Raw genomic sequence first — 16319 nt, 5'->3', positions numbered from 1 at the left:
CTTCGCACAAATGCGCTTCAAGGGCTGTGTCATTGTTAGTATGTCCAATCCATCCGTGATTAGGATGCAGCAAGGTCCGCAGAAAGCTGCGGGGCGACAATCACCGCCTCGCGCTTCTGCGGACCTCGTTATGCTGTACGGCTTCTCTACAGATCGCGCTGAATTGTCAGCATCTTGAAGTCTTCATACAGCGTCTCCCATTCGATCGTTGCCCCAAGCGCCTCAACAAAAACTCGCGCCGGCACGTAAGCGGTGGAATCGATCGATGTGACCGGGAACGGCCACACTGCCGCTTCCCCGTTCACCGTCACCTGGTCGCTGCCGATCGCCATAACGATCGTCGTATCCGTCGCCTCGTCGTATAGCTCAATGCTCCGCGTCTCAGGATCATACGCAATCTCCGAGCCGAACGTATCGGCTACATCCCGAAGCGGTACGATCGTAATATAGCCGGGCACAATAATCGGCGGATTGTAATAATCATCGTTGTAGGCGGTATACGTCTGACGGGTAATGTGCAGCTTGTTCTTAAGCAGATCGTACAGGAAGGAGTCTTCCTCGAACAGTCTGATCGTTTCATAGCCTTGCATGCTGTCCAGCTCTTGCACATCAATCGTATCTTCCGTCACGACAGGCTTATCCGCTTCCACAGAGCCGTTCACATTCCATTGCTCCATATCGGATTTCAGCGTAATGCGCTTGAGCGGCAATATCTGCTCCTCCAACTGATCGTCGCCCAGTTCTTCGTTCAGTTCGTAACTCAGTTCGAAGCCCGACTTGCGAATGTTCAGTTTGTTGTCCACATACATATCCACTTTCATGTTCAGTGCGTCACTCACTACGATGTCGAAGGAATCATCCACTTCGGCCGTCCTCATCTCTTCCTGCAGCGATTCCAGCATCTCCATGATCCCATCCGCTGCATCGGAGATCTCTTCGTCTACGGTCGGAGCATCCAGAACACCCTTCTCGGGCTGCAGCATTTCATTGTAAAGCGGCCACAGCTCGGTATTGTCGTTCATCAGTTCGATGACGCCCTTCATCATCGCTTCAAGTCCTTCGCGATCCGAATAGAGCGCGTCTACATACCCTTTCGCCCAATCCCACAGCTCCGGACCGTTCATTTCCATCTGTACATGCATCAGCGACGTTCCGACACCGTTAACTTGCTCGTAGACAGGCGATACTTTCAAATTGCGCGGATTAGGAAGATTATCGATCGCGTAATTGCCGACCATATCGATCATCTCCATCACAACGGGAGTGAGCGCCTCGGTATCGATCGACTCCATCTCCTCTTCGCCCTCGTACATCCACTCCTCATCCGCTAACGCCATCGAAGCGAGATCAACGACGAACGGATGCTTGGCCCCTTCCAGATCGGCTACCAGCTTCTCGGGGGACAGTTGGAAGGCGAAGGACAGGCCGGTATCGTCTCCGAACGACACGCGTCCTTCCATTGACATGTTCTCCGCGTCCTGAATCTTCACTTCGCTCAGCTCAAGCTTCACATGGGACAACATCCTGACAACCGCAAGCTCTTCTTCCGGAATGTCCTCCAGCATCTCGTCGTTCAGCTCAAGCTTGAGCTCCAACGTCTGCTTGCTCTCGCCAGACTGCACCTTCAGCGCATTCTTCAGCACCTTGTTGAAGTCGACACCGCCGACGGCTTGACAGCCGGCCACCAATACAAGCGACATTGCCAGCAGCAACAACATCAGCCTGCTACGCCACGATCTCTTTCCCATTTCAAGCATTCGCTCCTTTAATTATGTATCTCAATCTATGAACCTATCAGACTTCTCTATTGTACTAGAGATCAGAATCGCTTGTAAATCTAGGAGAGAGAGGATATTTTTTATAATGAAAAAACCCCCGTCTCCTGTTAAAAGGATCGGGGGGCGGTCCGTTCAATTACGACTCGATAATAATTTGATTGCGCTTGACATTCACAGGATTGGCGATCGTATCTCCTACCGGGCAAGTCTGCTCGATAAAGTCCACGAACTTCTCTACCTGTTCTCTGTCGGCATCCGTCTGTATAACGATATTGTAACGGATATCGGAATAACCGCGTCTTACATCGGATTTGTTCATGAAGCCGTCTGTATCCAGATCGCCTTCCAACTCTACCCGGAAGCTGTTCAGTTGAATATCGAATTTCTTTGCGTAGACTCTGGCAACAATCGCCTGGCATGCGCCAAGAGCGCACAGCACCATCTCTACCGGATTCATGCCGGTGTCGGTGCCTCCGAGCGATTTGGGTTCGTCCAGCGTTACCTGGAATCCTCTGGAGCCCGCTTTCACCACGAGTCCTTGTTGCAGTTCTGCAGTTGCTTTGAAAGTTTCTACAGCCATGATGCTCTCCTCCCAAAATGCAATTATATGGTTATGGTTCCATCATAGCATGCTTATCCCAATTGCATTGTGACTTTTGTTACATTGTCGCAAATGTGTCATAATTGCGTGCTTATACTGCCCGTTGCCGATAAATCAGCTTCATCAGTATATTAAACGGCTTGCGCAGCGCGGCTGGAAAGGCGTTCACATCTTCCGGCCTGACGACACGGAGCAAAATAAGCAATATCAGATACAGTCCTCCAATCACAAGTGCTACGGATGCCGCGGCAAGGAAGTAGGAGATTTTGGCATGCAGACCGTCTGTTAGCGACAATACGCCGACCTCCGCTCCCCATCCCGCCAGCGCCGCAATGGCAACTGCCGCGATATAGGGCAGCCAGCGCTTGCCCAGCACGGTAAGCTTCGCTTCCTTCTTGTTCAGCCAGCGCAAGTTCAGCATCGTCACGACGACGAAACAGATGATCGAAGCGACGACGAAGCCGTACACGCCCATCAACGGTGCAAGCGCGATGCTGATGATGGCCTTGAGAATGAGCCCGATCAGCGTATGGGTCATCGATATTTTTTGCTTGCCCATGCCATACAGGATAGAGTTGGATGTCATCATCGTAATTTGTACAATGGTGCTCGCGGATAGAGCCGCAACTACGTCGCTTCCGCTCGGTGACTCGAACAGCAAGCCCGTAATGGAATAAGATGCGATTGACAGAAGAAGAGCGAACGGCACGCCGGTAAAACATACAATGCGAATCACATTGGAGGCCTGACGCTCCACTTCCTTCATATTCTTCACTTTATAGGCAGCGGCAACGATAGGAACAATGGAGGAGCCTAGCGCAATAGCGAGTATCGGCGGAATGCCGGCCAACGACTGCGCCTTCAACGTCAAATCCTCCAATACGACCGTAGCTGCATCCTTCAAATAATAGCCATCGGTCAGTCGATTGAAGAATACCAGATCGAACAAGTAGATGACGTTGATCGCCATGGAAGTGACGATAGCGGGCAAGGACATCGAGAAAACTTCACGGTAAATTGCGGAATACTTCACTTTCGATCCGCCGCTTCTTCCGTTCGTTCTTGAGTGGATTGGCATGAACGGCGAAGACGACTCCGCTTTCATTCTACCGGCGTCTGCAGTATCCATCCGCTTCAGCTTGCGGGCAAAGTGCAGCATCACGCCGAAAGCGGCGATGCTTCCGAAGACGCTTCCGAAGGTAATGGCGGCAGCTGCCCAATCGTCTCCCCATCCCAGCTGCAGCACCAGAAAGCCTAGCGCCAGACCGAGCAGCACGCGCACGAATTGCTCCACAATCTGCGACATGCCGCCCGCCGACATCATTCGTCTGCCCTGGAAGTAGCCGCGCATCATTGCTATAATCGGGAACAAAATTAACGCAGGAGCAATAGCCCTTACAGCAAATACGGCCTCCGGACTTTGAGCTATTTCGCTAGTAATGAAAGGGGCGAATGCAAATAAAGACGTTGCAAGAATAAGCCCGGATACCGCTCCGAACACCAAAGCGGCGTGGTAAATACGCCTTGCTTCTTCCACTTTGCCCAGCGCATAGCGCTCCGACACCATCTTGCTGATCGCACTGGGGAAGCCAGCTGTGGCGACAAGCAACAGGACGAGATAGATTTGATTCGCAAGACCGAAAGCGATGTTCCCTTCTTTGCCCAGCATATAATCCAGAGGAATTTTTTGCAGCAATCCCAGAAATCGCGCCACCAGCGCCGCAGCCGCCAGGATGAGCGTGCCTTTAATTAATGAATCTTTCTTCAACATGGACATAGTCGATCATCATTACTCCTCAAAAGCTTAGAATATTAGCCACAGCACGAACAGGACGATCATGGCCAGCTGCAGCAGGAATTTCACCACAACACTTGTGAACAAGCCGACGACCGAACCGAAGCCGACCTTGATCGATTTCTCAATGTTAGCGCCTGCAATCAGTTCCCCAATAACCGCACCGGCGAACGGACCGATAATGAGTCCGAACGCCGGGATGACGAACGGGCCGAATATGAGCCCGATTGTACTGCCGACGATAGATGCCTTGGAGCCGCCGAATCGCTTCACGCCCCAGGCGCTGACTGCATAATCCGCAATGAACAGCACGACGACGATTAACGTCTGCACCGTCCAGAATACCCAGCCGAATTCACTGAAGCTGAAAAACCAGCCGTAAACAAAAAACGCCGCATAAATGGCAAGCGCACCCGGCAATATAGGGTAGATCGCCCCGGCCATCCCTACGACAAACAGCAATATGACAAGTATCCATCCCAAAATATCCATTGACAGCTCACCTTTCGCATATTCGCATGTATTATAGTAGCAGTCTGCCTATTATTCCTCCAACTGCGTTCTCATATATACGATGAACCGCCGCTGTCGTTCCGGTTAGTTGCTTGTCTATCGATGAGCCGCCAAAGGTAACGTGACCGTACTTGTGCTGATCGGAGCCTTAGCCAATGGCGGCCTATCTCAACACGTAATGCTTGATCAGCTCTGCTACGCCATGCTCGTTGTTGCTTAACGTTACGACATCGGCAGCCTGCTTCACTTCCTCCTGCGCATTGGCCATCGCCACGCCGAGTCCCGCTTCGCGAATTGCGGCAATGTCGTTCAAGCTGTCTCCGGCCGCCACTACCTGGGACATGTCAATATTCATTAACTTGCACAATTCCTTCAGTGCACTCGCCTTGGATACGCCTTGCGGATTCAACTCGATGTTCTGCGGCGATGAATTGCTGATCTCCAGCGCTCCCCAATTCTGCACTTCCGCCAGTATGGCTTCTCTAGCTGCATCATCTTCCGTATAATAGCCGAATTTCAGCCAGTGGTAATTGTCATAATCCTCTACTTCCTGGTACCAATTCTCCTTGTTGTAGATGCCGACAGTCGAATAAGCCCAGTACCAGACCTCGGGATAAGCCCGTGCCAATTGGTGGAGCTGCTTCACATACATGGAGCCCAGTTGAGTTCTTTGATGCAAGACGTGGGGACGTGACCAGATCTCTCCCCCGTTAACCGTTATCATCGGCGTCTCCAGCTTCAATTGCTCGGCGAAGGGATAAGCGCTCTGAAAGCCTCTTCCCGTCGAGAAGATGACAGCCACTCCGGCATCCAGCGCTTTGTGTATCCATTTCGCGTTTTCCTCGCTAACCTCGCTTGCTTCGTTCAACAGTGTGCCGTCCATATCCAGTGCTACCAGCTTATATTTTGTCATGAAGTCCACCCCTGTCCGTAAATCTCATAATGACTATTGTATCACAGAATATGGACATCAGCGACTTCAGATCCGTTCATCCTTTTGAAGACAGTTTAACAGCGGTGTTTCCTTTGCTTTGATCGTTGGAGTGGGACATATTCATAATAATGATGCCGACGATGATCAGGCCGAGAGCGCCCCCTTTTACCGCATCCAACTGCTCCGAGAACAGCATGAAGCCGATAATTGCCGTTAATGCCGTACCTGCAGCAGACCATGTCGCATAAGCGACGGACAACGGGATTTTCCTGAGGGCCAGACTCAGTGATGTGAAAGAAATAAGAAACCCGACCGCTACGCCAAGGGATGGCCAGACATTTGTAAATCCTTCCGACAGCTTCAGCATCGTTGTTCCGAATGTTTCAAATACAATTGCGCATGTTAAAAAAAGGACTGCCCTTCTCATATTTTCTTCCTCCGTTTATTTTTGCAGGTTCAGTAGAATAATGCCGACAAGCAGCAGCACCAGTCCAATTATTGTTTTCCGGTTAATCTTCTCTTTGAACATGTATACGCCAACCAGCACGGTCAATACGGTGCCAACTCCGCTCCAAGTCGCATAAGAGACGCCAAGCGGGAGCTGCTTCAACGCAATCGAGAAGAGATAGAAGGCAACGCTGTATCCAACGATGACCCCGATCGAGGGCAACAGACGCTTGAAGCCCTCCGACAGCTTCAGCATAGAAGAGCCGAGCACTTCCATCACAATAGCGCATCCTAGTAATAGATAAGCAGCAATCATGCCTTTGGCTCCTTCATCATGTTTTCCAATTCTGCCAGTATAAGCCGCTGTTCTTCCTCGCTAGGCGGGTCCAGATTGAACATTTTGGAGAACATTAAGCCGTCGCATACGAGCCGTACGATCAAGCTTTTCTCAATCGCTGCATTCTCCCCTGCGGCATTATGACGAAATACCGCATACTCATCCGACCATGAGCTAAGCAATTCCTTATAATTGGCAATCGCGGCGAGCATGCTCGCATTCATCGATATTTCATCGGGATCGTTCAACTGCTTGAACGATGCCTTGGCGAATGACTGGACATAGCTGCCCGATGTCTTCATCTCTTCCTGAATGAAGCCTTGGAACGACTCGACGCTTCTCTCGTTCAAGCCTCGGATCAAATCCTCCTTATTTCGAAAGTGATGAAGCAGCCCTCCTTTGCTGACACCGGCTTCGGCGGCAATCGCCTCAAGCGTTAAATTGTTCAAGCCTTTATCCTCAATAATTTTTACCGCGGCGGCAAGAATATCGTGTTTTTGAATCATCGTTTCGGCTTCCTCCTGTTTGTGCACAAATGATCATGACGGTATGGCTTCACACTAACGTGGAATGTTTTAGCACATTTGCGTATCGCAGCAGTCTTCCGCTGCCTCTCCTTATTGCGTATCGCAGCAGTCTTCCGCTGCCTCTCCTTATTGCGTATCGCAGCAGTCTTCCGCTGACCTCTCCTTATTGCGTATCGCAGCAGTCTTCCACTGACCTCGTGTAACTCTCTGCATCTCAACCGACCGTCTGGACGGTTTTTATTGTAGCACATGTTCCCCCGAAGAGACAATCCATCTAGCCGCACACCCCATTCCCCTGCACTTTGTACGATTTTTCATACAAACGCCGCATATTTACTCCACTTACCCAGCATTTTGTACGATTTTTCATACAAACGCCGCATATTTACTCCACTCCCCCCCTCACTTTGTACGATTTTTCATACAAACGCCGCATATTTACTCCACTTACCCAACATTTTGTACGATTTTTCATACAAACGCCGCATATTTACTCCACTCCCCCCTCACTTTGTACGATTTTTCATACAAACGCAGCGCATCTACACCACTTACCCCTCACTTTGTACGATTTTTCATACAAACGCGGCGCATCTTCTCCACTTGCCCCTCACTTTGTACGATTTTTCATACAAACGCGGCGCATCTACTCCACTTACCCAACATTTTGTACGATTTTTCATACAAACGCGGCGCATCTTCTCCACTTACCCCTCACTTTGTACGATTTTTCATACAAACGCGGCGCATCTTCTCCACTTGCCCCTCACTTTGTACGATTTTTCATACAAACGCCGCATATTTACTCCAATTACCCAGCAATTTGTACGATTTTTCATACAAACGCAGCGCATCTTCTCCACTTACCCAGCATTTTGTACGATTTTTCATACAAACGCCGCATATTTACTCCAATTACCCAGCAATTTGTACGATTTTTCATACAAACGCGGCGCATCTTCTCCACTTACCCAGCAATTTGTACGATATTTCATACAAACGCGGCGCATCTACACCACTTACCCAGCATTTTGTACGATTTTTCATACAAACGCAGCGCATCTACTCCACTTACCCCTCTCTTTGTACGATTTTTCATACAAACACGGCACATCTACTCCACTTACCCAGCAATTTGTACGATTTTTCATACAAACGCGGCGCATCTTCTCCATTTCCCCCCTCACGAATCCCGCCCGCTTTATACGAGCAAAAGGGTGTTCCATGCTGCAGCCCTATCGGCTACAACCTGGAAACACCCTTCACTCTAGTAGGCAGTACCATTGTTAAAATGAACGCCTTAAATTGAAGTACCGTGAAGCAAAATCCTAACTCGCCGCCAACACCTTCTCGGCACCACACTGCCACACTGCTACACAGCACAGCCATACAGCCTATGCGGAAGCTGAAACGCCGCTCCGAGAAGCGAGCTTGCGCTGGCGAAGCTTCCGCATGACATAGCCATGCGAAGGTGAGAACAGGAAAGCTGCGACGAACAGCACGCCCGAAGCGCACACAATACAGCCCGCAATAGAAGCGTCCAGCGCCATGGAGACATAATAGCCCAGGAATACGCTGGCAATACCGGAAACGATGCTCAAGACGATCATCATACCCAACTTGTCTGTTAACAAATAAGCGGTAGACGCGGGGATAATGATCATGCCGACGACAAGAATCGCTCCGACGCTCTCGAAGGAGCTGACCGTTGCCATCGACACGAGTCCCATCAGCAAGTAATGAAAGAACGCCACCGGTATGCCCAGCGCCGCCGCAAGCGCAGGATCGAAGGAGCAGAGCTTGAACTGCTTGTAGAACAAGCCGATAACCGTCCCGATCACTACCAGCGTGAATCCAAGCAGCCATACCGCCTTCGGTCCCATATTAACGCCGCCTGCTTCCCATAAGTTCCAATGCACGAACGCTATCTCTCCGTATAGAATCGCATCCTGATCCAGATGAACCTGCCGTGCGAACAAGCTGACCAGTATGACGCCGACAGCGAATAGTGCAGTGAACACTACGCCGATAGAAGCATCCGATTGAATGCCGCTTCGCTGGAACATGCCGATCAAGAATGTTGTAATCAGTCCGAATCCCAGCGCCGCAGTCATCATAAGGAACGAGTCCCTCGAGCCGCTGAGCAGAAAGGCAATGACGATGCCGGGCATGACGGAGTGGCTAATCGCATCTCCGATCATAGCCATCTTGCGCAGCACGAGAAAGACGCCGACTACGCCGCAGCATGCAGCAACGAGAGAACCTGTTAGCAATATCCAGAAGTCGCTCATAACGCCGTCTCCCCTTTCACACGCTTAGCACGGTGAACGTCATGCTCCAGCATGAACTGCTTCCTGACGCTCACACGCAGCAGCCGCTTGGCAATGAGTCCGCGCTGAGGTCCGAACAGTATCGAGATGCCGAACAACGTCGTTGCGGCAAGTACCGTTACCGGACCTGTCGGCAGGTTGGATACCGACGAGCTGACCCAAGTGCCCAGCGCGCCGCTCAAGCCGCCGAACACGCCGGACAATATGACCATCGTAGAGAGACGATTCGTCCAGTACCTCGCCGATACCGCCGGCGTAATGAGCAGAGCTGCAACCAGCACGACACCTACAGCCTGCACACCAGCTACGACCGCTATGACGATCAACAGCATGAGCAACTGCTCCAGGAAGGTAACGGGATATCCGAGCCCCTTGGCAAAGCCGGGATCGAAGGATATCAGCTTGAACTGCTTGAACAAGAGCATGCAAACCGTAATAAGCGAGATGCAAATGACAGACATCGTCACAACGTCGGAGCCGACCATGGCTGCCGCCTGGCCGAACAGAAACTTGTCCAGCCCTGCCTGATTGCCGTAATCGCCATGCTGAATGAAAGTTAGCAATACAATGCCAAGGCCGAAGAAGGATGAAAGCACGATGCCGAGCGCAGCATCCTGCTTCAGCCTGGAGTGTCTCGTTATAGCCTCAATTCCGAAAGTAGCAATGATTCCAGCTATGGAAGCGCCGATAAGCAAGACGCCGATCGACTTGACTCCCGTCAACATGAATGCGATACAGATACCGGGAAGAGCGGCATGCGCCAGCGTGTCGCCTACCAGACTTTGCTTCCGCAGGTAGGCGAAGCTGCCCATAGTGCCGCTGCTGAGCCCGAGCAATATACATCCGATGAAGATCCATTGCATATTGGGATCGGCCAGCATATCCCAAAAATTCTTCATTGCTGCTCACCTCTTCCACGGGCGGACCCCAGCTTTCCCTGATCCAGGAAAGCGAATCTCCCCCCGTAAGTGCGCTGCAAATTATCCTTCGTGAATACTTGCTCCGTAGGGCCGAACCCTTGCAGCTCCACATTAAGCATCAGAACGGAATCGAAATATTGTTCAACTGTCGCCAGATCATGATGCACGACGATGACGGTCTTCCCTTGCTTCTTCAGCTCCTGCAGTAGGGTAATGATCGCCTTCTCCGTCGCCGCGTCCACTCCCGCGAACGGTTCATCCATAAAATACAGCTTGGCGTCCTGCGCAAGCGCCCGTGCCAGAAAGACACGCTGCTGCTGACCGCCCGACAGCTGGCTGATCTGGCGGTCGGCGAAGTCGGCCATCCCCACCTTCTGCAGACATTCCATCGCCATTGCCTTCTCCTTGACGCCGGGACGGCGGAACCAGCCGAGCCGTCCATACGTGCCCATCAGCACAACGTCCAGCGCATTCGTCGGAAAGTCCCAGTCCACCGACTCGCGCTGCGGCACATAACCAATCAATCTACGCTGCTGCTTGACCGGCTTGCCATAGACGTTCACCTCTCCGTTAATGCTGGGGATGAGACCGAGCGCCGCTTTCATCATCGTCGACTTGCCCGCGCCATTAGGGCCGATGACACCGATCAGCTCGCCTTCCGTAATATCGAAGGACACCCCCCGCAGCACAGGTTTCTTCTGATAAGCTACGCTTAATTCCCGAACGGATAAAGGAGCGGCCGATGCTCCGACTTCCATCTTCAATTCCTTGTACGCCACACTCATGCAAATCACTCACTTTCGTCTTGCAATATGTTGACTTGTTACTTCAGCGCGTTGACAATCGTATCGATATTATGCTTCACCATGCCCAGATAAGTGCCCTCGGTCGTCCCTGCTTCCCCCATGGCATCGGAGAACAGCTCACCGCCTACGACAACTTTATGACCAAGCTTGCTAGCGCCTTCGATGACGGACTCGATCGAGTCGGTGGACACGCTGGATTCAATAAATACAGCTTTGATCTTATTCTCTACAAGGAAGTCGCGCAGCTCAGCGACGTCCTTGGAACCGAATTCGGACATTGTGTTCATGCCCTGCAGTCCTCTTACTGTCATCCCGTAAGCATTGCCGAAGTAGCCGAATGCATCATGCGCCGTGACAAGGACGCGGCTCTTCTCCGGAATCGTTGCGATCTGTTCCTTGGCGTAAGCATCGAGCTTCTCCATCTCTGCCAAATATTGCTCGGCTTGTTTCTTATAATCCTCGGCATGATCCGGGTCCGCTTCGACCAGCGTATCGCGAATGACTTCTGCCGCGGACATCCATAGTTTCACATCGAACCAGATATGCGGATCGTGAATCGCTTCGCCTTGCCCCTGCGGATCGTTCATCAGATTGTCCTCCTGAATCTTGGAAGCAACAGCTACAACTGGCTTCTTGCCTTCCAGCCTTTCGAAGATTTCGCCCATCTTGCCCTCCAGATGCAGGCCGTTGTAGAAGATGAGATCTGCCTCATCAAGCTTCTTCACGTCGCCTTGCGAAGCCTTGTACAGATGGGGATCGATCCCCGGTCCCATCAGCCCTTCCACCTCGACATGCACGCCGCCTATATTCGCGACCGTATCGGCTATCATGCCGGTAGTTGCCGTTATTGTCAGCTTGCTTCCATCGCCCTTGTCTCCATTGCCACTATCGCCGTTTTTGCCGTTATTCCCTTCATTGCCGCAGGCTGACACAAGCCCGACAATCATCGTTAAAAATAGGACGGTCATCATCCACCTGCGTACTGCCGAATTCACTCTTCCTGTTTTTTTCATCTCGTTTCTCCTCCAGATCCTTCATTATGTTTTTTCTCTGTTCCCCACCCATGAACTACTACATTTTTGCCTCAGTCTATTATTTTAGTCTTGCGCCTCTTTTTTAATAATACACAAAAATGTTTCTCTAGTGCAACATTTATTTTAAAAAAATGACATCCGCCTGGCTGACGAACATCGGGAATCAACTAAACTCTTCACAAAAATAGCCCTGCAGCCAGATCGCATCCGGCATGCAGGACCGTTCATTATATCATCTATTCCGAAGCTTCGCCGGAGCGAGCTTGCTCCTGACCTTCACCTGCCGCTCCCTCTTGTCCTCCTTCACCTTCCAGAGCAAGGTCGGCTGGCGACTTCAGCGCTTCGTTCGGAACGCCGCGAAGTCCAATCTCCGCATCGTAGGCGTCGAAGATTTGCCGGGCGATCGGCGCGGCGCCGTAAGTGCCGTAACCGCCGTCGGGAACGACGACAGCAACTGCAAGCTTGGGCTTGTCGGCCGGCGCATAGGCGATGAACACGGCATTGTTCGCTCTGCGCTTGGCCACATCCTGCTCCGACGTGCCCGTCTTGCGCATGAAGCTGTGCTGGAAGCCGTCGAAGCCTTTCACGCTAACCTGCGACATGCCGTCTTCGATTTCCTTCCAAAAGGCGTCAGGGTAATCCACTGTATTGAGCACTTCGGGCTGGAATGTCTGAATGACCCGTCCATCCGTATCGCGGATCTCGTTCACGAATTGCGGCTTCATCCGCTTGCCGCGATTGGCAAGCATCGCCGTATATTGCACCAGTTGCAACGCGGTATACCGGCCCTGCTGGCCGAAGGAGGCCTGAATGAGCGCCGACTGCGGACTGGCCCGCTCCGCTTCCTTGAAGTAGTCGATAACGCCTCTGCTCTCCCCGGGAAGTCCGCTCTCCGTCGATACGCCGAGACCGAATTGCTTCATATAGCTGTCCCATATTTCGACGCTGCTCTTCCCGTCCACCGATCCCCTCATATAGAGCGGATCGCCGATCATGGCCGCCATGAACGTATTGGAGGAATAGCGGATCGCATTCGCACCGTCAATTTTGCCGAACGACTTGAACTGGGAATTGCGGATATACGTCTCATACCCCTTCTTCCCGTATGAGAATAAACCTGTATCGTTATATCTTGTAGCCGGGGTAAAGAATCCTTCGTTCAATCCCACCAATACCGTCAGTGGCTTGATAACCGAGCCTGAAGGTACGATGGAGGAAGGATGTCTGTTGCGCTCCTCGGTCGTCTCATACGGGCCGTAGACCGACCTGATCGTGCCGTTGGACAGCACGTGGCTGAAGTTTTTGTAATCCTCGGGACTGATGCTGCCGCCCGCCCATATGTTGGGGTCGTAATCCGGCATGCTGGCCATCGCCACAACTTTCCCTGTGTCAACTTCCATCGCTACCGCGAAGCCCGTCTGCGCATATTCAGCCCTCTCATAAGGATTGGAAGACTTCCGGATCGTCTCCAGATGATCCATGATCGCCTGCTCCGTCTTCAGCTGCACATCCTTGTCGATCGTCAAGTACAGATCGGAGCCCTTCTCCGGATACGTAATCTGGGTTGGTCCCGAGATCATGCCCAGGTTGTTGATGGGATAGGACTTCAAGCCGTTTCTGCCGCGCAGCACATCCTGATACATGAATTCAAGACCGTCGAGACCGACTTCTTCTTCCTCCAAATATTGCAGTGTCTTGTCCTCTTCATCAAGCTTTCCCTTGTAGAACTCGTTGTCCACCCGAACGCCCTTGAACTTCTTCAAGTATCCGACAAGTTGCACGGCTATCGTATCCTCGTCGTAATTCCGGATGCTCTCCTCCACAATGTCGATTCCCTGATACGCGGACCGATTCTCCATGAAATAAGCGATCTCTTCATTCGTCAGTCCCGACTTGATCCGTCTAGGCGTCGTAATGATATCCCTTCTGGATTCCAGGTCCATTTGGAAGATGACATCGTCCACGTTCATCGCTTTATCGGGATCGCCGAATTCGTTGAACACCTCGGCGATCTCCACAGCCGCCTCCTTCGCCATCTCCAGCGATTTCTCTTGGCTGGTGGACGGCTGAATCGTGTAATAGAGCGATTGTGTCGATGTGGAATAGGCGATAGGATAGCCATTAGCGTCATAGATGTTGCCCCGAATGGGAGGCAGCGGATTGTCCTTCATATATTTGCGCATGCCTTCTTGGCTTAACGTGGGCCCCTCCACGAATTGCAGTACGGCAAGACGAATGATAAGTACGCTGAACAAGGCGAATACGACAAAGAAAAAAATATTCAATCGAAACGAGAACCGTCGGCGATTCTCGATTTCCCGCTTTTGCGGATCATCCGACATTTCTGCCCCCCCTAACACTTGCAAATTGCAATGGTTCACCCCATGATTGCCAACGATCAGTTATTGCTTTTGGACTGCTCAATGAATCCCTGTATCGCTTCGTCCAACTGAAGCTTGATATACGGCGCCCCGTGAACGGAGACGTACACTTGGCCGGCCCCCGTCTCGCCTTTCAGTTTAATTTTTTTTGTCTCTACGGTATAAGTGCCGTCTTCTTCCAATGTATAGGTTGCGTCTTGCGCTTCTCCCATCATGGCATTTACCGCTTCTTGCTTGACGGACTCGCTCACCTTCGAACCCAGTTCCTTCAGTTCGTCGATGGAAGTGTCCATCACCTTCGATCCGATCTCCTTCACATCCTCCAGCGTATAGCCGCTATAGAGAACGATCCCGATGACGATAATGGCTACGATTGCCCACTTAATGATTGTTTTCACAATGCGGATGACAAGGAAGAGCGCAATAAGCGCGATAAGCAGTATAAGCCAGTTCTCCTTCAAAAACGTCGTCCACGTATCCCAGTCATAGGAAGAAAAATCAAAAAACTCCATCATCATACCTCCATTATACCTCTCTCGAATTGCCATTACAAAATATTATAGCTTACCGGAAATAGGTCGTAAATGCCGCCTCTTCCAAAAGAAAGACATATCCTGTCCCATCCGGGCGTACAAGTAGGTAATAGGATACATACACGCACATCCCTGCAAGGAGGCACGCCTGTGAAAACCGCAATATGGCTTTATCTGTTCCTGTTCGTCGCGTTCTTCGACCTGCATGCGCAATATCCGATTCTGACGCCCTTCGCAATCTCCATCGGCGCGGCACCATCCTTCATCGGCCTCATGATGGGGATCTATTCCATTACCCACCTGCCGGGCAATGTGATCGCCGGCATTGGTGTGGACCGGTACGGCAGCCGCCTGTTCATCGTATTCAGCCTGCTGGCGGCAGGCATTATATTGCTGTTCCAGGCCTATGTCACGAATCCGTGGCAGCTGCTCGTACTTCGTTCCTTGAGCGGCTTCGTGCTGGCCTTCCTCTCCCCCGCTTGCCTCTCCCTGCTGGCTCGCTTGACCAGCAGCATCACGGAGCAGGGCAAGCTGATGGCGGGCAACGGTCTCGTCCATACGCTGGCCTCCGTCGTGTCTCCCGCTGCTGGCGCCTATCTTGTCGCCCGAATCGGCTTCAGCACCGCCTTCACACTGCTTGGATGGGTGCTAATCGTAACCGCCTTGTGCGCGATCTTCTTTATCAAAGACATGGACGCCTCTTCCGTCCGCCAGGAACAACCAAGTGAGGGCAAACAGGGCGTACAGCACGCGGCTCCTCCAGCGGAAGCGTCTATCCCTTGGCTGATCTACTCGCTTCCGATCGGGATCGCCTGCGCTCAGGGCATTCTCTCGTTCGAGCTGCCGCTGCTGGCGAAGACGAAGGAGGCGATGATGACGACCGGCCTTCTCTTCTCCGTTGTCAGCATCGGCGCACTGGTCACGCTAAGCATGATGTTCCTGAACCGCCTGCCCGCATATCACCGTACGCTCTACGGAACATTCGTTCTCGCGCTATTGTACTTTGGCATTGCGACCGACTTCCCGCTTCCGCTTACAGCCTTGCTGTTCGGCATCGGAATGGCGAAGGGCATTGTGCTTCCGGCCCTTTCCACCTTGCTTATTGAATTGAGCGGGGGCACACGCTACGGCCGCACGTTCTCGATTCTGTCCATCGCATTCTCCGTTGGCGCCTTCCTTGGTCCTACGCTGGCGGGGCAGGTGCGCGACCATGTCTCTCCTTATTACATTGCCTTCATTGCTCTGATGATCGCCGTTACCTTGATCCCTTTCCACCGCACGCGAACCTACTCGTCAAGTACCCATTTTTCCTAATCTGGGTATGCGCACATGGCATTCGCCCCTGAAGTACATATGATACATTAGGTCAGGTGACCACTGACT

General features: G+C 51.9%; 15 protein-coding genes. 1 reads left to right on the top strand and 14 read right to left on the bottom strand.

Annotation, left to right across the window (positions count from 1 at the left end; all coding sequences use genetic code 11):
* Positions 1–146 precede the first annotated feature (146 nt).
* The 14 genes from M6D81_RS11110 to M6D81_RS11045 all read right to left on the bottom strand — a co-directional run bounded on the left by M6D81_RS11110 (position 147) and on the right by M6D81_RS11045 (position 14921).
* Entirely contained in the window at positions 147–1748 is a 1602-nt protein-coding gene (locus M6D81_RS11110) for a copper amine oxidase N-terminal domain-containing protein (RefSeq protein ID WP_262676949.1), read from the bottom strand.
* 166 nt (positions 1749–1914) lie between these two features.
* Complete coding sequence (locus M6D81_RS11105) at positions 1915–2358, bottom strand: OsmC family protein (protein ID WP_262676948.1); 444 nt, start codon at positions 2356–2358, stop codon at positions 1915–1917.
* Positions 2359–2470: 112 nt separating this feature from the next.
* The gene (locus M6D81_RS11100) at positions 2471–4156 is read right to left on the bottom strand and encodes a putative polysaccharide biosynthesis protein (protein WP_262676947.1); all 1686 of its coding nucleotides are present in this window, start codon (positions 4154–4156) and stop codon (positions 2471–2473) included.
* Positions 4157–4183: 27 nt separating this feature from the next.
* A complete protein-coding gene (locus M6D81_RS11095) occupies positions 4184–4666 on the bottom strand; it encodes a DUF456 domain-containing protein (RefSeq protein ID WP_262676946.1) in 483 nt (160 codons plus the stop codon).
* A 184-nt stretch (positions 4667–4850) separates the two neighbouring features.
* Positions 4851–5600, bottom strand: coding sequence for a Cof-type HAD-IIB family hydrolase (locus tag M6D81_RS11090; protein ID WP_262676945.1), 750 nt, complete (start codon positions 5598–5600; stop codon positions 4851–4853).
* A 76-nt stretch (positions 5601–5676) separates the two neighbouring features.
* Positions 5677–6048 (bottom strand): DMT family transporter, encoded by a 372-nt coding sequence (locus M6D81_RS11085; RefSeq protein WP_262676944.1) that lies wholly within the window; start codon positions 6046–6048, stop codon positions 5677–5679.
* Between the two features lie 15 nt (positions 6049–6063).
* Positions 6064–6384 (bottom strand): DMT family transporter, encoded by a 321-nt coding sequence (locus tag M6D81_RS11080; protein WP_262676943.1) that lies wholly within the window; start codon positions 6382–6384, stop codon positions 6064–6066.
* Complete coding sequence (locus M6D81_RS11075) at positions 6381–6911, bottom strand: TetR/AcrR family transcriptional regulator (RefSeq protein WP_262676942.1); 531 nt, start codon at positions 6909–6911, stop codon at positions 6381–6383. The genes M6D81_RS11080 and M6D81_RS11075 overlap by 4 nt, the downstream gene beginning before the upstream one ends.
* Before the next feature lie 1415 nt (positions 6912–8326).
* A complete protein-coding gene (locus M6D81_RS11070) occupies positions 8327–9223 on the bottom strand; it encodes a metal ABC transporter permease (protein WP_262676941.1) in 897 nt (298 codons plus the stop codon).
* On the bottom strand, positions 9220–10161 hold the full coding sequence (locus tag M6D81_RS11065) for a metal ABC transporter permease (RefSeq protein WP_262676940.1): 942 nt from the start codon (positions 10159–10161) through the stop codon (positions 9220–9222). Before M6D81_RS11065 ends, M6D81_RS11070 begins: the two co-directional genes overlap by 4 nt.
* Positions 10158–10967, bottom strand: a complete 810-nt coding sequence (locus M6D81_RS11060) for a metal ABC transporter ATP-binding protein (protein ID WP_317259114.1) — start codon at positions 10965–10967, stop codon at positions 10158–10160. Before M6D81_RS11060 ends, M6D81_RS11065 begins: the two co-directional genes overlap by 4 nt.
* 38 nt (positions 10968–11005) lie before the next feature.
* Positions 11006–12001 (bottom strand): metal ABC transporter solute-binding protein, Zn/Mn family, encoded by a 996-nt coding sequence (locus M6D81_RS11055; protein ID WP_262676938.1) that lies wholly within the window; start codon positions 11999–12001, stop codon positions 11006–11008.
* Positions 12002–12258: 257 nt separating this feature from the next.
* Positions 12259–14364 (bottom strand): peptidoglycan D,D-transpeptidase FtsI family protein, encoded by a 2106-nt coding sequence (locus M6D81_RS11050; protein ID WP_262676937.1) that lies wholly within the window; start codon positions 14362–14364, stop codon positions 12259–12261.
* Positions 14365–14420: 56 nt separating this feature from the next.
* Positions 14421–14921 (bottom strand): hypothetical protein, encoded by a 501-nt coding sequence (locus tag M6D81_RS11045; RefSeq protein WP_262676936.1) that lies wholly within the window; start codon positions 14919–14921, stop codon positions 14421–14423.
* A gap of 165 nt (positions 14922–15086) precedes the next feature.
* Between M6D81_RS11045 and M6D81_RS11040 the strand changes: the two genes are divergently transcribed.
* Positions 15087–16250, top strand: coding sequence for an MFS transporter (locus M6D81_RS11040; protein WP_262676935.1), 1164 nt, complete (start codon positions 15087–15089; stop codon positions 16248–16250).
* The last annotated feature ends 69 nt before the right edge of the window (positions 16251–16319 follow it).

Origin of the sequence: Paenibacillus sp. J5C2022 (assembly GCF_025567625.1) — a bacterium.
Classification (GTDB): Bacteria; Bacillota; Bacilli; order Paenibacillales; family Paenibacillaceae; genus Pristimantibacillus.
The sequence above is the reverse complement of the archived record's forward strand: the minus strand, read 5'-3'. Positions and strand labels throughout refer to the sequence as shown.